The sequence below is a fragment of the Methanocorpusculum petauri genome, assembly GCF_026891975.1.
Taxonomy (GTDB): Archaea; Halobacteriota; Methanomicrobia; order Methanomicrobiales; family Methanocorpusculaceae; genus Methanocorpusculum; species Methanocorpusculum petauri.
The window spans coordinates 119,185-139,744 of sequence record NZ_JAPTGB010000001.1; the positions used below are offsets into that span (position 1 = coordinate 119,185).

Below are 20,560 nucleotides of genomic sequence, written 5' to 3' on the forward strand. Positions count from 1 at the left end.
ATTGATTTCTTGTAGTCTGCAAAATAGATCATTTGTTATGCAATGATATACAATATGAAAATATTTGAAACTGAGGGCTTATGTCATTTGCATCCGTCTTAGAGAAACATCGTAATCTTTCCACCTCTAAAACTGACAAGGGAAACCGTTTTGAACAGCTTATACAGGGATTTTTGCGTACGGACCCAATGTATGTCGATCTCTTTTCCTCTGTTTGGTTATGGAATGAATTCCCGTATCGGGGGCAGTTTGGGGGGCATGATACAGGAATTGATCTTGTGGCCGTCACAAAAGATTCGGAGTACTGGGCAGTTCAGTGCAAATGTTACCGGGAAGATACGGTTATTGATAAGAAGGCAGTTGACTCATTTTTATCAACTTCCAGCAGAAAATTCGGTACTGATGAGGGGGAGGTTGCTTTTTCCCGCCGTTTGTGGATATCTACCTCAAATAGATGGGGAAAGAATGCTGAGGAGGTTCTGGACAGGCAGGATCCTCCGGTTTCCCGTCTGAGTGTTTCTGATCTGGAAACGTCGGGGGTCGATTGGAATAAGTTGGATGAGGGGATTTTTGGTACTGCGGCGCGTGTTGAGAAGAAAAAGCTGCGCCTGCATCAGGAAAAAGCAGTGGAGGCAGTACATGAGCATTTCCTGACGGCAGATCGTGGGAAACTGATAATGGCTTGTGGTACTGGAAAAACTTTTACTGCATTAAAGATTGCTGAGAAGGAAACGAAGGAACGTGGTCTGGTTCTTGTACTTGTTCCTTCAATTGCATTGATGGGTCAGACACTGCGGGAGTGGGTGGCAAATGCTGAACGATCCATATCGGCTATCTGTATCTGTTCTGACGCGACCGTTTCCAAGAAGAGATCGAATGAGGATTTGACTGGTGGAAGTGTAATGGATCTTCCTCTGCCTGCAAGTACGGATGTAGGTAATATTGAGCGGCAGATTGTTCGTTTTCTTCGAAATCAGAATACGAGGATGGTCGTTATTTTTTCCACGTATCAGAGTATTGATGTTGTTTCTCAGGTACAGAAGAGGTTTGACTGGAAGTTTGATCTGATTGTGTGTGATGAGGCGCATCGGACGACGGGGGTTACGTTGGCGGGGGAGGATGAGTCCTCATTTGTGAAGGTACATGATAATGCGTTTCTTGCAGCTGATCGACGTTTGTATATGACGGCCACGCCGCGTTTGTATAGTGATAGTAGTAAGAAAAAGGCGGAGTTGCATGATGCGGTTCTTTGTTCAATGGATGATGAGGCGGTATATGGGAAGGAGGTATATCGTCTTGGGTTTGGACAGGCGGTGAATGAGGGGCTTTTAACGGATTACAAGGTTTTGGTGTTGACCCTTTCTGACAGAGATATCACACCTTCGGTGCAGCGGTGGGTTTCTGGGGAAGATAATTCTATTTCGATGGATGATGCGTCGAAGTTGATTGGGTGTGTGAATGCGTTGTCGAAGCAGATTGTGGGGGACGAGGGGATTATCCGGGAGACGGACCCGTTACCTATGAGGCGGGCAGTTGCGTTTTGTCCGAAGATTTCTGCGAGTAAGGAGATTGCCGGGTATCTAAATGAGATTCCTGAGAGGTATATTTCTGATCTGTCGCCGGAGAGACAGGCCCAGATTGTGAATGTTTCTGCAAAACATATTGATGGTTCGATGAATGCGGCGAAGCGTGATGCGTTGTTGTCGTGGTTGAAGGAGGAGAGTTATGGATGTCGGGTTTTGACGAATGTCCGTTGTCTTTCAGAGGGAGTGGATGTGCCGTCACTTGATGCGGTGATGTTTTTGTCTGCCCGGAACTCGCAGGTGGATGTTGTTCAGTCTGTAGGGAGAGTTATGAGGCGGGCACCGAATAAGAAGTACGGGTACATTATTATTCCTGTGGTGGTTCCCAGTGATATGCCGCCGGAGAAGGTTTTGGATGATAATGAGCGGTTTAAGGTTGTTTGGACGGTTTTGAATGCTCTGCGGGCGCATGATGATCGGTTTAATGCGACGGTTAATAAGATTGAATTGAATAAGAAGAGGCCGCTGAATATCCTGATTGGCGGTGTTCCGCATGATGATGAGGAGGAGGGAAGCGGGTGGTCTGCGGGTGATAAGACCATTCAGACACGGCTTCAGTTGCAGTTTACGGAGTTGCAGGATACGATTTATGCAAGGATGGTGGTGAAGGTTGGGGAGCGGCAGTACTGGGAGGTGTGGGCGAAGCAGGTTGCAGATATTGCGGAGAAGCAGATTGCCCGGATTCGGCGTCTTGTGCAGAATACTGACGTGATGGAGGTGTTTGCAGAGTTTGTGGAGAGTTTGCGGGAGAATATTAATCCGACTATTGATGAGGAGCAGGCGATTGAGATGTTGTCTCAGCATATGATTACACGGCCTGTGTTTGAGGCATTGTTTGAGAATTATTCGTTTGCGGAACATAATCCGGTTTCGAAGTCGATGCAGGATATGATCCGGGTTTTGGAGGAGAATGCATTTGAGAAGGATACGGAGTCTCTGGAGAAGTTCTATACTTCGGTTCGGGAGACGGCAAAAGGGCTGGATAATGCGGAGGCACGGCAGTCAGTTATTGTGAAGTTGTATGATAATTTCTTCCGGACGGCGTTTCCGAAGATGGTGGAGCAGCTGGGTATTGTGTATACTCCGGTTGAGGTGGTGGATTTTATTGTGCATTCTGTGGATGATGTTTTGCGAAAGGAGTTCGGGCGGGGACTGACGGACGAGAATGTGCATATTTTAGATCCGTTTACGGGAACAGGGACGTTTGTGACGCGGTTGTTACAAAGCGGGTTGATTGATTCCGGGGACTTGGAGCGAAAGTACCGGGAGGAGATTCATGCGAATGAGATTGTTCTTCTTGCCTACTATATTGCGGCAGTGAATATTGAGAACGCGTTTCATTCGCTGATGCCGGAGGGAATGAGTTATCAGGCGTTTCCGGGGATTTGTCTGACGGATACGTTCCAGATGTATGAGTACCGGGAAGGGGAACAGATTGCCTCAGAGTTCTTCCCGAAGAACTCGGAACGGGTGAATGTGCAGAAGAAGACGCCGATTACGGTGATTATGAGTAATCCTCCGTATTCAATGGGACAAAAATCAGCAAATGACAATGCACAGAATGTGAAGTATCCTCGGCTGGAGAAGCGGATTGAGGAGACGTATGTACGGGCCACGAACGTTACTCAGAAAAGATCATTGTATGATTCGTATATCAAGGCATTCCGATGGGCTACAGATCGTCTGAATGAGGGTGTGATTTGTTTTGTTTCAAACGGGAGCTGGCTTGACGGAAATGCGATGAATGGGTTCAGAAAACATCTGGAGAGAGATTTCTCAAGTATTTATGTATTTAACTTGCGGGGAAATCAGCGGACGAGTGGTGAGCTGAGTCGAAAAGAGGGTGGGAAAATCTTCGGTTCGGGTTCCCGGACGTCTGTAACAATTACTCTGTTGGTAAAACGGCAGAGTTCCTCAAAGGAGAAGGCAACGATTTATTACCATGATATTGGGGATTATCTTTCGCGGGAGGAGAAACTGAAAATTATCAAAGGGTTCAGCAGTATCGTAAATCTCACAATGTCTTTGCAGATTCTGACACCGAATGAAGCAGGTGACTGGATTAATCTGAGGAGTCCGATCTTTGATATGTATACCCCTCTTGGGGATAAGAAAGGAGAGATGGAAGATAAGGCTTTTTTCGTGCCGTATTATTCTGGAGGTTTAGGTACTTCACGGGATTCATGGTGTTATAACTTCTCAAAGGAAAACCTGATGAAAAATATTCAGGATTCCATTGATTTCTATAATTCTCAGGTAGATAAGTATGCAACGGAGAAAATAACTAATCCAAAAATAGACGCTAAAGATGTCATAACCTACGATTCGACAAGATTCAGTTGGAGTGATGGGGGAAAAACAGATTTAGAACGACTCAAAAAGTATTCCTTCGTTGCATCCTCTGTGAGAATTGGTATGTATCGACCATATTTCAAACAACAGGTATATTTCAATCGAGAATTAAATGAAAGAGTACTTCAGATTCCCAAATTATTCCCGACCAAAAATACGAAAAATCTAGTTATCTGCATATCAGGAATTGGAGTCACCAAAGAATTTACTGCCCTCATAACAGATCTCACCCCTGACTTGGAACTGGTGGGAAAATCCCAGTGCTTCCCCCTCTACTACTACGAGCCCTCAACCAAAGCCGCCCCCGGAAAAGTTCTCGACGCAACCCAGACCTCCCTCTTTGCCGCCGTTGCCGAGGAAGAACAGCCCTATTACACGAGAAAGGACGGCATCAGCGACTTCATCTATCACAAAGCACACAGTCAGTACGCGGATGACAGCATCACCAAAGAGGACATCTTCTACTATGTCTACGGATTCCTCCACTCCAAAGAATACCGACAGACCTTTGCAAACGACCTCAAAAAAATGCTTGCCCGTATCCCGCTCGTTGCGAACAAAGAAGACTTCCTTGCATTCAGCAGGGCGGGACGTGCCCTGGCAGACTTACATCTTCACTACGAAACCGTAGAGCCGTATCCTGCTGATGTCAGTGGTGTGGAATTTGAAAACCTCCGCGTAACCAAGATGAAGTTCATTACTAAAGGCGACAAGAGCCGCATTCAGTATAATGAATCTATTGTCATCTCCGGTATTCCGGAAAAAGCATATGAGTACATCGTCAACGGAAAAAGTGCGATTGAATGGATCATGGAACGCTATGCAATCACCATTGACAAAGATAGCGGCATCAAAAATGACCCCAACGACTGGGCGGACGAAGTCGGCAATCCGCGATACATTCTGGATTTATTGCTGAGCCTGATCACCGTGAGTCTTCGGACGATGGAAATTGTGGATCAGCTGCCGAAGGTAGCGTTTGGAGAATAACCATATACCCATTTTTTCTCAGACCTTTCTAAACAGAAAGACCGCAGCACGCAAACCGAAAAGCAGTATCAACGTTCGCGTAATATCTTCTGCACCTGTTCCAGCAGCGGCGGAATGTCGTGTGAAACGGTATTCCAGAGAATAACGGCATCAATAGCTGTATAACCGTGTATCCCGGTTCATACGACAGCCTCTGCCGGTATCATCTCCGGTTCAATCAGGATACGGAAGTACGGTTTCATACCGTTGAGGGAAACCAGGTCAACCTTTCGCCCGAAAAGATCTTCCAGATAGGAAACAAGTTCCATGCAGGTAAACATCCCTGCCCCGCTTCCTTCCCGGAATGCGTAGAATATGTCAATGTCGCTTTCTGCGGTATCTTCCCCACGGCTGACCGAACCGAATACGCCGATTGTCTCAACGGAGAAACGTTTCTCAAGCTCCGGAAGATTTCGCGAGAGTTTTTTGAGGACGTCCTCTTTTATAGAGATGTATTCGTGCGGCATGTCACTATGATATAATAGGGTTTTTTTGATTATCTATTTTTGGGAGGGGAAAAAACAGGAACAGAAGTTGACACATCTGAAAAATCATCTGCCAAAAAAAGCTCAGTACAAAGTGAACAAAAGGGGGAACATCAAATTTTTTTCACTCCGTACTGAACTATTCTCAGACCTCCTGCTCCCGGAACACCTGCCCCTCAAACACAAACACACTGCACGAACTCTCCCGCCACGCAGACGGCGGAAGACCCGCCTTAATACACGTCTGACTGAGGAACTCTGACGGCGTCCACCCGTATTCCGTTGCCACCTGCGGCAGCAAAAGCCCGCTGCGGCTCCCGGCCTTCACAATCAGCCCGTGACGACCCACCTCCACATGCTGCCAGCGTTCCGCAGGAGGACAGATCAGCGCCTCGGGCGGCGTAAGAACCGTCACCTCCAGCAAAATATCCGCAAGCTCCCCAGACTCAACCGGCCGAAAACGCGGATCCCGGACCGCCGCAGAAACCGCCGCATCCTCCAGAGCCTCCGAAAGCGGCATCACCGGATACGGAATCCCGATACAGCCCCGCAACTCCCCGAACTCCGTCAGCGTCACAAACACCCCGCGGGGATGTGCAAACGCCGGAGGATACACGATCTCCGCAACCGGCTTACGCCGCACCACCGCCTCCACCAGCTCTCTCGCCCGGGCAACCGCAAACGCCCCGTCCGCATCCGTCAGCAGAATCATGATACTCTATTGGCGGGACAACGTATCAAATCTCTTCTTCCACAATCCTCGCCGGAACCGCATAGGTGAAACTTCCCCCGCCCGCCTCCGTCAGAACCGTCAGATACTCCGCAAACACCACCGCGTCCACTGTCGTCTCCTCGATCGGATGTTTCCCGGCAAACACCTCATACCCCTCCGCACCCGAAGCAACATAACTGTTCGTCGCAAACACCAGTTCAGTCGTGGTATCATTGCGGTCAAGTACGCCCCCGCCATCCGCAAGCTCCACCGAAACAACCCGGTTTTGCGGCACGGCCTCCGCATCAATCGTCATCCGTATCCCCGCGACCTGCAAAAACCTCCCGTCCGCACCCGGCAGACCGGAAACCCCGTTCTCCAGAGCCGCATACAACTCTGCCGGCGTAATGCCAAGCAGCGTCACCATATTCCCGAACGGCAGCACCGTATACGCATCGCCCAGCGTCAGATCTCCCGCCGGAAGATTCTCCCGCACCCCGCCGCCATTCACTGCTGCAACAATCGGCAGTCCGTCCCGCTCAGTTCCCGCAAGTGTCTTTTTCGCATACCACCGCATCGAATCTGCGACCAGATCGCCGAGCGGCATCTCCTGCATCCGGACAAGCCGCGTCCCGTTCTCGGCATTCGCCGCAAGCGGCGTTGCCGAGTTGCCGATAACCCGCTCATACCCTTCCCCGGACATATCCGACAGATTCGCATACAGTGCCGCGTATGCCGGATCCGCAGTCCCGTTCCGGAGATCCGCCACAGGAATCAGCGACGTCTCAATCGAATGGCCGTCCGCGGTAAACGTAATATTGATCCGTCCGAGATTCTGGAAAAATGCGCCGGTCTGCACAATCGTCGTATTTCCTACCGTATCCTGAATCACCGTATGACTGTGACCGTCGATGATCAGATCAATCTCCGGCACCGCCGCCGCAAGATCATACGAAGTCGGCGACGAAGAAGGGTCGTTACCGATATGCACCAGAGCCACAATCAGATCCGCATCCTTCTCCGCAAGACGAGCGGTCTGGTTCTTTGCAGCGCTTATCTCATCCGTACAGATAAACTGCGAGTACGGGCCGCTTGTCTCGGTCGTCGTAATACCAAAGAAACCGATCCGCTTCCCGCCGGTCTCGATGATGAGATTTCCGTCGTTTCCAAGCAGTGCCGTGCCGTTCGGATAGATCGTGTTCGCCGAAAGAACCGGGAACTCCGCAAGCCCGGCGAGTTCTCTGGCATGGCCTGCCCCTTTATCGAACTCATGGTTTCCCAGCGTCATCACATCATACTCCGCAGCGTTCATCAGGGTCATGATTGCCGTGCCGTTTGTGGCGGTGGCAAGAAGCGTTCCCTGGGTGGCATCGCCCGCACTCACCAGCAGAGCGTTGGGTGTGGCGTCGCGGAGCGGAATGGTATAGGCAAGGTCTTCGAGATGACCGTGCATGTCGTTTGTGTGGTAGATGGTGATCGTTACCTCCGCGTCCCCGGCAGTTCCCAGAGTTATGACGAGGAAACCTGCAAGAAGGAGTACGGCTGCAAGAACAACTGCGAGATACGTCCGGTATTTCTGGTTCATTGATATTCTCATTGTTTTCTCTGTACGGGAGAGGAGATATACTGTTCTGTCATCATCTTGATAACCCCCTGACACTAATATAACAGGTACGTGAGAGGGAGCATGCGGCCGACGGTGATCATTACGGGATCGCTGAGGAAAGTCCTCCCACCATTCAGGTAACGCAGCCGTGTGCAAGCACGGGTGGCGAGAGTCACGGCTCTGGAACAGAAACGACACGTCCTCCGGGGAGCAATGAGACGGAACCTAACCCGTCGAGCGCTGATCCGGGGGGATCGATGGAACGGCGAATCCCTGCGGGTGCAAGTCGAAACAGGATCTGCGTGCGGCGCCTGAACGCCATGATCCGGGTACGACGCTAAGCCGAATGCCGCAACGAACAGGAGGAGGCTTACTACTCCGACTCACGTTTTTCGCTGATGTTTTTCATGGATGTGGTGGTGATATATAGATGGCAGATACCTCAAAACTTGGAACAATTCTTATTCTTGCAGTGATCTGTGTGGGAGTACTGCTTGTTGTCTCGTCAGGAATTTCTGCGTGGCAGAACTATCAGAGTATTGCAGAACCGGATACCCCAGCTGTTGTCCCCACGTCGGTTTCAACGCCCGAAGTTCCGGCGACTGCCACTGCAACCGCAACCGGTTCAGATCGAACAACACCTGCCTCAACAACTGCTGCAACCGTCAGCACGCCGGTTTCTCCGGCGACAACACCTGCATCCCCTGCGGCAACGACCGTTTCTTCTCCGGTTGTGACCACTCCTGTATCCACTCCTGCCGCAACTGCCGCACCACCCCTGTCTGCTCCTGCGGCGGACGATCCCATTCTCGGCACCTGGACGGGCACGAAGTCCGTCTCACTGTTCTTCGTCTCGGCGAACGGGCAGGGAACCGTGACCTTCCGCGACGATTTTACCGGTGATCTCTCCGGCGCGGTGCACGGTGCAGGCATGGACGAGACGTTTGCGAGCGGGTTCGTCTGGACGAACAACGACGGCGGCAGCTACACGGGCAGTATCGGAACCGAGTCGATGGGGTTTACGCTTGCGGGAGATACACTTACGATGACGATCAATCCGAAAAAACTCGGGCTGAATGCGATGCTGGATATGGATATTCCGGTTGAGATGCACCGCGTCTGAATCCGGATGATCTCTTTTTTTGTCTCCCAACCGGTTTTGTCCTGCATTTATCTGTTGGGAATCTCTGTTTTTCGGAATAGTGTCAGTCTGTGTTCAACACGTTGATTATTTTTTGTCCGAAAAACACTACACGTTATCTGCATGATTGCAGGCCAATCACCCATTTGCAAAAAAAAACGGAAAATGGCATTTCAGGAAAAATTATGAAGAGATTAATTCCAAATGAAAGAGTTTCGGTTTTGAAACCGCTTTTCTGTATTGGGCTGGTATTTCTAATTCTCATCGTGGGATGCGGGACGGTTACAGCAGTAAGTAGCGGAAAACCGGATACCCCAGCCGTTGTCCCCACGTTGGTTTCAACGCCCGAAGTTCCGGTAACTGCCACGGCGATCGCAACCGGTTCAGATCGAACGACACCTGCCGCACCACCCCTGTCTGCTCCTGCGGCGGACGATCCCATTCTCGGCACCTGGACGGGCACGAAGTCCGTCTCACTGTTCTTCGTCTCGGCGAACGGGCAGGGAACCGTGACCTTCCGCGACGATTTTACCGGTGATCTCTCCGGCGCGGTGCACGGTGCAGGCATGGACGAGACGTTTGCGAGCGGGTTCGTCTGGACGAACAACGACGGCGGCAGCTACACGGGCAGTATCGGAACCGAGTCGATGGGGTTTACGCTTGCGGGAGATACACTTACGATGACGATCAATCCGAAAAAACTCGGGCTGAATGCGATGCTGGATATGGATATTCCGGTTGAGATGCACCGCGTCTGAATCCGGATGATCTCTTTTTTTGTCTCCCAACCGGTTTTGTCCTGCATTTATCTGTTGGGAATCTCTGTTTTTCGGAATAGTGTCAGTCTGTGTTCAACACGTTGATTATTTTTTGTCCGAAAAACACTACACGTTATCTGCATGATTGCAGGCCAATCACCCATTTGCAAAAAAACGGAAAATGGCATTTCAGGAAAAATTATGAAGAGATTAACTCCAAACGAAAGAGTTTCGGTTTTTTTGGAATTAACTGGAATATTAAACAAAAGAGGTGACACGAAAATGAAAAAACTATCGCAAGTAACCACACTCCTCGCGTTGATTGTGATGTTGATCGCAATTCCACCAGCAGCAGCAGATAATGCAGTATGGATAAAAGTCCTCAATGGCACTACAGAGTTTCAGTACGTGCCGAGCAATGATTTTAGTCTGCAGGGATACTACTTTGTACCAACAAACAATCCCGATCGCCAGAAAAATCCAATGTTCAGGTTTTGGCCGGGCGATTCCGGAGTAGGACGTGTATACTCGCTGGTAAACGAACGCATCCTAAAAGAGGATATCCTGTCCAATAGATCCCTTACCGTATACGGGTACGGCATCGCAAAAACTGGCAGATATGCCGGTAAAACACTTGTTGCGCAATTAAACTCATCGGTTGTTATCCATCAGAATGATACGTTTTCTGTTGCGGCAAGTGTGTACAATACCAATCAGCTTGCCTGTGTTGTCACACAGAACAACATGACACCCAGTACTGCGTATTCGTTAGATAATTTCACGATGGCACCAACGTAACGTTTCAACGTCTGACAATCACTCTGATTACACCGTCCCTCTCCAAGGAGTAACTTGCCTCTCGCATTCCTCATGTTCGCCTCTGTTCGTGATGGTTCTGCGTCATCATGTGACGAGTGAAACAGGGATGTACACAACGCTGTTTCCGGTGTTTTCCAATTGGGTGTCAGTTTGTGTTCAATGACTTTAACATTGTTTAATGAGATTAGTATTATACAACAGAATAGATCTGGTAGTATTTGTTTTTCGGAGATGAAGAAGAAATGAACCATATTCTTTGCAGTGTCGTCTTGATCTTATTTTTGTCATATGTTGCTGTGTGTCCAGTTGCAGCTTCCAACGGCGTCAACGACAATATCGAAAAGGCCGATGTTGAGAAGGAGCTGCTGAGGTGTGCCAATGTGTTTGGAGATGACGGTCATCTCAAAAACCCTGGCATACTGCGGGCTGAGTTTATGGTTGCGTGGCATCATCTCGTGCAATATGTGGGTAACCATTATGATATGAACACTGTAGAAGGAAGAATGGGATATATGGAATATATGGCAGATAAAGAAAGAGTTGTGTACTCTATTCGAGACAAGATTGTCTCACTGGATATCTTATATTCCAAGAACCCAGAGGCCTACCAATCGATTGTAAAAGAAAACATTTCCTCGTATATGGCTCTTTCTAACGAATTGTTCGTGAAAGACCCGGAACTTACTACAATTTATGAGATGGAGTTGTCTCAATCTTATGATGCAGCAAGAAAGTTAAATGATGCTTGTGCGGTATTCGGATCTCACTGTAACACGGATGACTACCAGATGCTCGGCACTGATCTCAAAAACGTAGCCAACAGCTTATCTATTAGTGAGGGATTGGCGTTGACACGATTTGAACCGTCTCGCAATAACTACCCCGCGGAGGAAAAATTGGGAGTTCCTCTCAACCAGCGCCTTAAAACCGTGTATAACCCATTTACCGAGAGATCCGAGGTTGTTACTTACAACACATCTAAAGAGGTATGGACGAAAGATGAAACTGAAAGATACACTGAGTTACAGTACAAGATCGAGCGAGCTCACACGGAGTATGTTCAGGACTTATCATTTGAGATGGCAACAATAGTCATCGCTGCAAATATTCTTTTTTATACTGTCGGATGGATTATATTCAGCCCGAGAACCACATTTGTGGGCAAGTTTGAATACGATATACTGGGAAAGAGCTTCGGCGAAGTTACCCGTCTTACAAAATATGAGGTGCAGCTGGCACTAGTTATTGTACTGGTACTTATTGCAATCGCGTGTGCTGCTCTCGCAGGTGCGATTTACGGGTTAGTAAACACCATCGAGAAACATAAGGAGGAGATCAAAGATATTGAAGAGATGAAAAAGATGGTTAAAGAACACGGATTTACCGTTCCAGACGGAACTGATGCTAGCGTGTGGGTGTAATACCCATGCAACCACCACACCAGCAATCTCACGGGCTTTTCGCGGAGTTCTCTTCAACCGTCCCGCAGTCGCCGGCCTTATCGACACCACGCCCCTCTGCCCCGGCTGTGAATGTGCCCTCCTAACAACAGGATGCCATCAACAGCCTGCGCTGCGGCTGCCGGCGTGGGCAGGATCCTCTTGGGTCATTCCTGTAGAAACAACACTGGAAAACTTCAGTATTGCTACGTCCAGCATGCAACAAAAAATCAAAGACTCTCGAGCAACGCAATTTGAATCCGATCATATGGTATGAACACGTCTGGACATTTACTCAACGCCCTCCCGACTGATACCTTAATAACTCCCCAGAGTAGATGGTAGTAGGAATCATGAGCACATTTGAGTGTACGCAGTGCGGTCTGTGCTGTCTTGGGATCGGCGAGATAGTGCGGATGGATCGCCAGATCTCGAAGTACGGGTTTTACGTAAAGAACGAAGTGGTGGGCGAGACAAAAGCGGTTCTTATCACGCCCGAGTACCGCGACCTCTTCGACACCGACCACTCCATTCAGGAAGAACATACCTCTGCCTGCTTCTTCGTCCGCAAACGGCCTGACGGCAAATATGTCTGTACCATTCATCCCGGGCGGCTGTTCATCTGCAAGGACTATCACTGCTGTGCGGCACGCATCAGCAAAAACGGCGAGGAGGTGGGCCGCGTGAAAGGAAAGCTCTCTCTGGTGACCAGTGATGAGACGCTCAAAGAGATCTGGCGGGAAGGCGTGCAAAAACAACCGGCAATGTCCCGTGAAGAAATTACCGCCCTCCTCCGCGGTCAGGGATACTCGGTTCTGTTCTATGACGGAGAATGAACTTCCGGTTACGGACGGACATCTGCGATGTACGGACGGGCGGAGGGTGACGCCGGAAAAATGCCGGTTCTGTATGCATTCCCGTTATTTTGTGATCGATGGTGTTGCGGAACGGTCGCCCGCTCTTGCATTCTGTCTGCGGGAACGCGTGTGCAAAGAGGTTGCGTTTTCCCGGGCAACGGCCGTCGGCTGTGCGGAGACCCGCGGCGACGGGTATGCGAGTGTGGGCAATATCCTGTCGTAAATCGGGAGGAGACCTCTCGGCATTCCGTTTTTCTAAAAAAATCTTCCGGAGGGTTTTCCTCCGCTCCGGAAGTATCTCTTGTCCGTTGTCCTGCAGTCGTACGCAGAACTCACTGGAGAAACACACCAACGAAAATACTCATGAGAATCATCATGACAAAAATGGCAAGGATTCCTTCAGATGAGAAGAAGTTTTCGAGTTCTCCGTCGATGAGTATGGACTGTTTTTTCATGGTTCTGATATCCAAATACATTATTTCAGCAGAGCGACCGCTTCAGCGACGCTCTTGTTCTCAACGGTTATCGCGTAAATTGCGTTGCAGAACTTCACGGCCTCATCAAGAGGTTTCTGGTGAATGTTTCTGCCGGTCGCATTGCCGGACGCACCGCCGATATGGATCTGATCGTAGAGTTCGGCGAGGAACTTTTCCTCGGAGACGGATGAGCCTCCCGCACAGACGAGTTTTGTTCTGCCTGCTGCTTTGACTGCTTCTTTAAGGAGTTCTGCGGAGGCTGCCCCTTCCTTCTTTGGGGCGTTGACCTTAACGAAATCACTGCCGAGACATGCGGCGACGCCTGCTGCTCCTGCGATTAAGTGCGGGTCTTTTTCGTCTTTGACGGCTTTACCGCGGGGGTAAATCCAGAGTACGGAGACCATGCCGTACTGATGCGCCGCGTTGATCAGCTGGGCGGCTTCGGCCAGCATGTCCGCTTCTTCCTCGCTGCCGAGGTAGATGGTGTAGCCGATTCCGGCAATTTTGATGCCCCGGTCGGCGAGGTCGGCGATCTGATCGACCGTCCACAGCTGCGGGCTGACGGGGTCTTTCTGGGAGACGCCGACGAGGTGGGTTTTGGAGTTCATCTTGACGAGATAGGGAACATCCGGGTAGTCCATGGCGTAGCGGGTGATGAGGCCGAGCTGGGCGGCAAGTACGCCGATCTTGGCTTTGGATGCGATACGGAAGAGGTGTTCCGGATCTGCATCGTCTTCGGGGATACCTGCACCGCAGAAGTCGTCGTTGAGGTGCTCAATCTTCTGGTCGCCGGCGAACAGCATGAGGCGGCCGGAACCTGCAGTGATCAGGTTGTAGTTTTCTGTGTACTGTTCCCGCATACACTCGGGAACGTCAAGCGGTACCTTCACATCAGTCATTGTGTATTAGTTGCCCTCTGAGATTGTTAAGGTTGCGAGTTTTATGGCACGGCACTGAAATTCGTTTATCGGGAACTCCCATGTGTGAGGTGACACGGCTTGCCTGCGAACTGCGGATAAAGCCTTGTTCCCTGTTAATTCGGCATGTCAGTCTGCGTTCAACACTCTTATTGGACTTCCCACCAAGAGGATTGATGCGAAAATGTACAACTTCCAGCAGCCGCATGTACCCGCGAAATTCACGGACACAGGCCAAACAGCCCTCTACTGCCGCCAGAACTGCGAACACCTCTACAAACGAATTGAGATCACGCTCCGTCCGGGGGAAAGCTATTCATTTTTTTACGACGGAGAAGGCACCTTTGACAGAGCATACTATTACTATGCATCGCCACGATTCGTGAACACCCAGATTACCACAACCTGTACAACAAACGGTACCCACATAACCGCCACTATCACGGCAGCTCCTGATGCGGAAGAAGGATTTCACGGCGTAGACTGGGCAGTCTACGCCCGGGGCAGTACCTATTCCCGGTTGTGGGGGTACCTCGTTGCCTTTGTCCGGGTGGAAAAAGAAAAACACAGGTGCAAAACCTGTTACTACTGCGATTCTCTGCCCACTGAACCGGGCATGGAAATTCAGGCACACGGCTGGTGCCGGATCTACGAAACGTCAGTACTGCTGGACGAAGCCTGTGAATCAGCCCGCATCAGAGCAAATGCTCAATCGGCAGACTGATTTGGTAGCAAACCGCAGCACAGGACACAACATTACCGCTTCAAAACCCCGATCTCCGACAACATCGTTGGCAGATACTCCTTCGTCACGAAATCCAGACCATGGCTCGCAAACGCCTGCTGTTCCGACTTCAGCCCCATCTCCAGCTGCAAATTAATCTCCTTCTTCCAGAACTCCGACCCGAACCGGGGATCCGACAACTCCGCCTTCAAAGCATTCACATCCTGCTCCGTCAGCTTATCCGCCGGCAGATTATAATCCCGGATGTCTGAAGGCTTCACCCCGATAAACTGCGCCGAAGGCGTTGCCAGAAACTCCGACATATGCGCCGCCTTAATCGAACCATACGCAACCGACGCATAAATCCGGTACGACCAGGGATCCCCGTCCGTAAAAACAACCACCGGAATCTTCAGCTCCTCATTCATCCGCTTCAGCATCCGCCGCGTTGCCCGCGTCGGCTGCCCCTTCAGATGCAGAAGAATCGTATTATACTCCTCATCAAACCCGTTCTCCTGCAGACGCGAAAACATACCACCCGTCTCAAGAGCAATCACACAACTCGCATCATGATCCACCAGCTCCACATTCTCCACATTATTCGGAATATTATACCCCGCCTCCCCCACATCATCCTGACAATGAATCTCCTTCATCCCCCGCCGCGTATTCTCCCGCACCCGCAGCGGACCGAAAATCGACGCCCCGTCCTCCTCAGGCCGCATATGGAAAAACTCCCGCTGCAAACTCGTAATAATCTCCAGATCCTCCACCAGATAATTACTTTCATTCTGCGCATGGAACTTCGCCTGCTTCCAGCCCTCCGAGATATAATACATCTCCCTTAACGTCGACGACCGGTTCTCCGCCAGCTGCATCTTAATAAACCCGATCACATACGCCATCTTCAGCATATGAATCGCCGACTTCGCCGTCCCCGCATTCCGCGTACTCTCCTTTGAACCGTACGTCCAGACCTCCGAATCATCATCGAACTCCAGATTATACTTTGTCCGTGTCGGCAGCGTAATAGACGGCACATCTCCTGCGTCCATCTGATCATACCAGACCTTCGCAATCTCCATCAGACGCTGCTTCGTCGCCATATCACGTTCACGGGGATCAGACATCTACATCCACCACCACTTTCAGATTTTCTGCAACACCCTGCATATCCACAATACCTCCTCCGGTGCCCGTATAGGACACCTCAAAGTTCGCCCCGGCAGAAAGCGTCCGCTTCCACACCTTCGTATACTCACCCTCCATCTCCGTCACGAAATCGGGCGGAACGGTGGCGTCAGCCGCCGAATCGCCCGATATGTCATACAGCGACACCAGTTGATCCTTCGTCGTATAATTATCAATCCGGATCGTAATTCTGCCGTTTGCCGACCCCTTCTTCAGGACAACCCGCCGCATGATTCTCCCTTCAATCAGTGAAGTATCCGGCGGCGGAAGCTCCACAATCTCCCCGACTTTCCGGGCGATTAACGGAATCACCGCACAAATCGCCCGGGCACGGTCGTCCTGAAGCTTGTTCTTGTCGCGACGCGACAAAAACAGCTTCAGATCCCGTCCCAGCTCCTGCAACGCAAGCGTAATCTCGCGTTCCACCTCCGGAACAGACGCCACCGCATCCTTGGACTCGCTCGTGAACGGCACATTCGTTGCCGCCACATGAACCAGAATCAGAATCGGTCCCATCGGCAGGCCCTGCTGCGACACCCCGTAGTTCTTCCAGTTCACGTTCGCAATCGCGGACGTAATCGCACACGCCCCCTGCTGATACAGCAGCGGCACACGGTTGGCGAACCGGAGAATCATCGCGCTGCCTTCGGACGGCAGCTTCCCGCCGTAGCCGATCGCCGCCTCCACGATGAATGAATTTCCCCCAAACACATTGCCGGGACGGGTCCGGGCTTTAATGAAATCCAGCTGGAACTCCTTCTCCATCCCCTTCACGATCAGATCCTCCGTGATCGGCGATAGACACTGCGACGCAGGCGGGGCGGGAATCTTCACCGTCTGCATCGCGTCAAGCAGCGGGTTCAGCTGTTCCAGCTGAATCGTATTCACGCGAACCTTCGCGTCCAGCTTTGCCACCGAACAGATCTCCAGCGCCGTCTTCTCCCCGACCTTGGAAAAGCTCTCGATCAGAAACTCTTTGAGCGGGAGATCGGACGCCGCCGTCATGCGTTTGAGAACACCCAGCTCAATACCGTACGGATGCGGCTTGATGGCAACCGGGCAGGGCGGCACATCGTTTGACACACGGTCAAAGGTGAACGACTCGTCATCGATCTCCACCCGGAACCGGGCATGCGGGTTGACGACCGAGGTGTACTTCAGGTACTCCAGCAGTTTCTTCTTCGCCTGCATCGTACTCTTGAACTCAAGCTCGATACGGGTTCCGTGCGGAAGCACCCAGTCGATCTCCTCGTGCGACAGCACCTCCGGCTCGTTCGTCTCGGTCTTTATGACGAGCGTCATCTTGTGGGCTTTCGTCTTTGCACCCGTGCGGGAGATAACGGTCGTCGGTTTGCCGGTTGTCAGTTGGGCGTAGAGGACCGCCGCCGAGATACCGATACCCTGCTGACCGCGGGTCTGGCGGACCTGATGGAATCGTGAACCGTAGAGAAGTTTGGCAAACACCGCCGGCATCTTTTCGGGAATGATGCCGGGTCCGTTATCCTCGACGACGACGCGGAACACGTCGCCGCCGAGTTTGCGGACGGAAACTAAAATATCGGGCAGGACTTCGGCCTCTTCACAGGCGTCCAGCGAGTTGTCGATGGCTTCTTTGATGGTGGTGATGATTCCCCGCGTGGGGGAATCAAAGCCGAGCATATGCTTATTCTTTTCAAAAAATTCTGCTACACTGATGCTTCGCTGTTTCTTGGCGAGTTCGTCAGCAAGAACCATTCGCTACCTCATCTACGGCATCTGCAAGACTCATCTCCGTCTGTGCTGCTTCTGCCAGATTTTTCAGGGTGACTGTTCCTGCCGCTGCCTCTTTTTCTCCGATGAGGACCGCGTAGGATGCGCCCGATTTCAGGGCTGAGGAGAGCTGTGCCCCGAAACTCCGGTCCATGACGTCCATGACGACCGTGATGCCCGCCGCCCGGAACGCGGCGGCTGCGGCGTACGCCGCAGTCCGCGTCTGGGGCGTTGCGACAACCGCAACGACCGGTGCGGTTTCCGGGACGATTTCGCCGAGCGAGACCATGACGCGGTCAAACCCGATTGCAAATCCGCAGCTCGGAACATCCTTTCCGCCGAACAGGTGTGCCAGGCGATAGACGCCGCCGCCGAGGATCTGGTTTTCGGCGCCGAGGTTGTCGGCGAATCCTTCAAAGACCATGCCGGTATAGTAGTCGAGTCCCCGGGCGATACCGAAGTTCTGAACGAAGGGAATGTTCTGGGCGGTGAGGTACCGGAAGGTCTCTTCGATGCGTTCTTTTTCCGGGATGTCGCCGGTAACCGCCCAGACTTCGTCGAGGGTTGCGGCGGTGATGAGCCGGATGAGGGGTTCGTAGAGGTCAGCGTGGCCGATTGCGGCAAGGGTGGTATGGAGAAGGTCCGTGTCGCGTTTGTCAAGTGCTGCCATGACCTTCTTCTGTCCGGTTGCGTCAAGGCCGGCGAGCAGGTGTTTCATCGGGGCGAGGTGGCCGATCTTGAGGACGAACCGGACGCCGGATGATTTGAGGAGTTCGTAGGCGAGGGCGATGACTTCGGCGTCGGCGGCGGGCGAGTCTGCACCGATCAGTTCGCAGCCGAACTGCCAGAACTGCCGGTATCGTCCTTTCTGGGGGCGTTCGTACCGGAAGCATTCGGCGAAGTAGAACCAGCGGAGGGGTTTGGGGGCGACCTGGGCTTCGTTGACGTAGGCCCGGACGACGGCGGCGGTGAGTTCGGGACGGAGTGCGATTTTTCTGCCGCCTTTGTCTTCGAAGGCGTACATTTCGCCGATAATTCCTTCGCCGGATTTGAGGGTGAAGAGTTCCTGCTCTTCGAACATGGGGGTCTGGACTTCGCCGTAGCCAAAGGACCGGGCGACGTCTCTCATGCGGCGTTCGATGTATCTTCGCTGTGCCATTTCTGCGGGAAGGAAGTCCCGCGTTCCGCGTGGTTTCTGGAGCATTAGTGGTTCCTCCGGTTTTCGGGAATGGGGGCTGATCCGATCAGTCGCTGCCAGGCAGTTTCGTTTCCTTTCCATACGTCTCCCCGGACAATTCTCGACTGGAGGTACATTGCAAGGAGGACAAGTCCGCAGCCGAGGTAGAGAAGCGTGGTGTCGGCAAGGCCGGCGACTGCGGCGGCAAACCATCCGAGGGCGGTGAAGAGGACTCCCTGGTAGGCGGCTTTGCGGTATCCTTCAAGGCCGGTTCTGGCGTAGATGCGGGTGTCCCGCAGCCAGAGGAAGGAGACGACGACCGCACCGAAGGCGACGACGTAGGTTATCGGATCAACGTACATGAATGATTATTATTTGGTGCAGAGGGCTTTAAGGATGGGGGTTTAATGGACTTTGCGCATGCCGTGTTCAGGCTGCCCGGGGATACCTTATCCCCGGGCAGCCGCAACTTTGTTTGTCTCTATCTGACCATTTATTCATTGTGCCGACAGAGAATGTTCTATGCAGCAGAATGCGAATGGTAGTGGAGGGAAGATGCGGGAGATCTATGTTGCGGGCGGGTGTTTCTGGGGGGTTGAGGAGCTGATGCGGTCTGTTCCGGGCGTTGTTTCCGCGACGGCAGGGTATGCGAACGGATTTTCTGCTGCGGCACCGTCGTATGCAGAGGTGTGTTCGGGGCGGACGGGGTTTGCGGAGACGGTACGGGTGGTGTATGATCCTGCCCGGGTGAGTCTTGCGGCGCTGGTGTTTTTGTTTTTCCGGGCGATTGATCCCACTGATGCAAACGGGCAGGGGAATGATCGGGGGACGCAGTACCGGCCGGGGATCTATTTTACGGATGAGGAGTCGGCGGCTGTTGTGCGGGGTGTTGCGGAGGTGGAACGCCGCCGTTCGGAGGTATTTGGTGTGGAGGTTCTTCCGCTGCGGAATTTTTTCCCGGCGGAGGAGGGGCATCAGCGGTATCTGGAGCGGCATCCGGGCGGCTACTGTCATATCCGGCCCGGGTTGTTTGCCGAAGCCCGGAGTCTGCGGGTGGATCCGGGACGGTATGAACGGCCGAGTGATGCGGAGCTTTCCCGGATGCTGGCGCCGGAGGTGTTTTCGGTGACGCAGGAGGGAGAGACGGATATTCCCTGGATGCATCCGTATGCGGAGGAGATGCGGCGGGGAATTTATGTGGATGCGGTTACGGGCGAGCCGTTGTTTTCATCGGCGGCGAAGTATGCGAGTTCCTGCGGATGGCCGGCGTTTTCGGAGACGCTGGATCCGCAGGTGGTTGTGTTCCGGGAGGATAGGTCATACGGGATGCGGCGGACGGAGGTTCGGAGCCGGGCGGGGGATTCCCATCTGGGCCATGTGTTTTCGGGGGATCGGGAGTCGCCGTCGGGGGTGCGGTTTTGTGTGAACGGGTCGGCGCTGCGGTTTGTGCCGTATGGGGAGATGGCGGAGGCGGGATACGGGGATCTGATGGATTTGGTGTGAAAGCGGGTGCGGTTGTACCGGAATTGCTGCACACCAAAGCCT

General features: G+C 52.1%; 19 protein-coding genes and 1 other RNA gene. 10 read left to right on the forward strand and 10 right to left on the reverse strand.

Features of this window, described 5'->3' with window-relative positions; all coding sequences use genetic code 11:
• Positions 1-188: 188 nt before the first annotated feature.
• A complete protein-coding gene (locus O0S10_RS00540) occupies positions 189-4,925 on the forward strand; it encodes a DEAD/DEAH box helicase (RefSeq protein ID WP_268923933.1) in 4,737 nt (1,578 codons plus the stop codon).
• A 68-nt stretch (positions 4,926-4,993) separates the two neighbouring features.
• Here the strand turns inward: O0S10_RS00540 and O0S10_RS10535 are convergent, their stop codons facing one another.
• From O0S10_RS10535 to O0S10_RS00555, 4 genes are all read right to left on the reverse strand, one after another.
• Complete coding sequence (locus tag O0S10_RS10535; RefSeq protein WP_425438298.1) at positions 4,994-5,098, reverse strand: HepT-like ribonuclease domain-containing protein; 105 nt, start codon at positions 5,096-5,098, stop codon at positions 4,994-4,996.
• 6 nt (positions 5,099-5,104) lie between these two features.
• Positions 5,105-5,431 carry a nucleotidyltransferase family protein gene (locus O0S10_RS00545; protein WP_268923934.1) on the reverse strand — a complete coding sequence of 109 codons (327 nt, stop codon included), beginning with the start codon at positions 5,429-5,431 and terminating at the stop codon, positions 5,105-5,107.
• Positions 5,432-5,594: 163 nt separating this feature from the next.
• Positions 5,595-6,161 (reverse strand): TIGR00296 family protein, encoded by a 567-nt coding sequence (locus tag O0S10_RS00550; protein WP_268923935.1) that lies wholly within the window; start codon positions 6,159-6,161, stop codon positions 5,595-5,597.
• A 25-nt stretch (positions 6,162-6,186) separates the two neighbouring features.
• A complete protein-coding gene (locus O0S10_RS00555) occupies positions 6,187-7,746 on the reverse strand; it encodes a bifunctional metallophosphatase/5'-nucleotidase (RefSeq protein ID WP_268923936.1) in 1,560 nt (519 codons plus the stop codon).
• 92 nt (positions 7,747-7,838) lie between these two features.
• Between O0S10_RS00555 and rnpB the strand changes: the two genes are divergently transcribed.
• From rnpB to O0S10_RS00590, 7 genes are all read left to right on the forward strand, one after another.
• Positions 7,839-8,152, forward strand: an RNA gene (gene rnpB / locus O0S10_RS00560) — RNase P RNA component.
• Between the two features lie 45 nt (positions 8,153-8,197).
• Positions 8,198-8,890 carry a hypothetical protein gene (locus O0S10_RS00565; protein ID WP_268923937.1) on the forward strand — a complete coding sequence of 231 codons (693 nt, stop codon included), beginning with the start codon at positions 8,198-8,200 and terminating at the stop codon, positions 8,888-8,890.
• A gap of 203 nt (positions 8,891-9,093) precedes the next feature.
• Complete coding sequence (locus O0S10_RS00570) at positions 9,094-9,666, forward strand: hypothetical protein (protein ID WP_268923938.1); 573 nt, start codon at positions 9,094-9,096, stop codon at positions 9,664-9,666.
• 141 nt (positions 9,667-9,807) lie between these two features.
• On the forward strand, positions 9,808-10,464 hold the full coding sequence (locus tag O0S10_RS00575; RefSeq protein ID WP_268923939.1) for a hypothetical protein: 657 nt from the start codon (positions 9,808-9,810) through the stop codon (positions 10,462-10,464).
• 263 nt (positions 10,465-10,727) lie between these two features.
• Positions 10,728-11,906, forward strand: coding sequence for a hypothetical protein (locus O0S10_RS00580; protein ID WP_268923940.1), 1,179 nt, complete (start codon positions 10,728-10,730; stop codon positions 11,904-11,906).
• 371 nt (positions 11,907-12,277) lie between these two features.
• A complete protein-coding gene (locus O0S10_RS00585) occupies positions 12,278-12,760 on the forward strand; it encodes a YkgJ family cysteine cluster protein (RefSeq protein ID WP_268923941.1) in 483 nt (160 codons plus the stop codon).
• Positions 12,747-13,004: a hypothetical protein gene (locus O0S10_RS00590; protein ID WP_268923942.1), complete on the forward strand. Its 258-nt coding sequence runs from the start codon at positions 12,747-12,749 to the stop codon at positions 13,002-13,004. Before O0S10_RS00585 ends, O0S10_RS00590 begins: the two co-directional genes overlap by 14 nt.
• 109 nt (positions 13,005-13,113) lie before the next feature.
• On the opposite strand, the gene O0S10_RS00595 is transcribed toward O0S10_RS00590, so the two are convergent.
• Positions 13,114-13,236 (reverse strand): hypothetical protein, encoded by a 123-nt coding sequence (locus tag O0S10_RS00595; protein WP_268923943.1) that lies wholly within the window; start codon positions 13,234-13,236, stop codon positions 13,114-13,116.
• A 20-nt stretch (positions 13,237-13,256) separates the two neighbouring features.
• Positions 13,257-14,156, reverse strand: coding sequence for a beta/alpha barrel domain-containing protein (locus tag O0S10_RS00600; protein ID WP_268923944.1), 900 nt, complete (start codon positions 14,154-14,156; stop codon positions 13,257-13,259).
• Positions 14,157-14,280: 124 nt separating this feature from the next.
• Between O0S10_RS00600 and O0S10_RS00605 the strand changes: the two genes are divergently transcribed.
• The gene (locus tag O0S10_RS00605; RefSeq protein ID WP_268923945.1) at positions 14,281-14,898 is read left to right on the forward strand and encodes a hypothetical protein; all 618 of its coding nucleotides are present in this window, start codon (positions 14,281-14,283) and stop codon (positions 14,896-14,898) included.
• Positions 14,899-14,930: 32 nt separating this feature from the next.
• Here O0S10_RS00605 and O0S10_RS00610 read toward each other — a convergent pair whose 3' ends face one another.
• The 4 genes from O0S10_RS00610 to O0S10_RS00625 are packed head-to-tail and all read right to left on the reverse strand — an operon-like array spanning position 14,931 to position 19,377.
• The gene (locus O0S10_RS00610) at positions 14,931-16,028 is read right to left on the reverse strand and encodes a DNA topoisomerase IV subunit A (RefSeq protein ID WP_268923946.1); all 1,098 of its coding nucleotides are present in this window, start codon (positions 16,026-16,028) and stop codon (positions 14,931-14,933) included.
• Positions 16,021-17,823 carry a DNA topoisomerase VI subunit B gene (locus O0S10_RS00615; RefSeq protein WP_268923947.1) on the reverse strand — a complete coding sequence of 601 codons (1,803 nt, stop codon included), beginning with the start codon at positions 17,821-17,823 and terminating at the stop codon, positions 16,021-16,023. Before O0S10_RS00615 ends, O0S10_RS00610 begins: the two co-directional genes overlap by 8 nt.
• The gene (gene hisS / locus O0S10_RS00620; RefSeq protein WP_268923948.1) at positions 17,810-19,042 is read right to left on the reverse strand and encodes a histidine--tRNA ligase; all 1,233 of its coding nucleotides are present in this window, start codon (positions 19,040-19,042) and stop codon (positions 17,810-17,812) included. Before hisS ends, O0S10_RS00615 begins: the two co-directional genes overlap by 14 nt.
• The gene (locus tag O0S10_RS00625) at positions 19,042-19,377 is read right to left on the reverse strand and encodes an ABC transporter permease (protein ID WP_268923949.1); all 336 of its coding nucleotides are present in this window, start codon (positions 19,375-19,377) and stop codon (positions 19,042-19,044) included. The genes hisS and O0S10_RS00625 overlap by 1 nt, the downstream gene beginning before the upstream one ends.
• 160 nt (positions 19,378-19,537) lie before the next feature.
• Here O0S10_RS00625 and msrA point away from each other — a divergent pair, with 160 nt between their 5' ends.
• A complete protein-coding gene (gene msrA / locus O0S10_RS00630) occupies positions 19,538-20,518 on the forward strand; it encodes a peptide-methionine (S)-S-oxide reductase MsrA (protein ID WP_268923950.1) in 981 nt (326 codons plus the stop codon).
• The last annotated feature ends 42 nt before the right edge of the window (positions 20,519-20,560 follow it).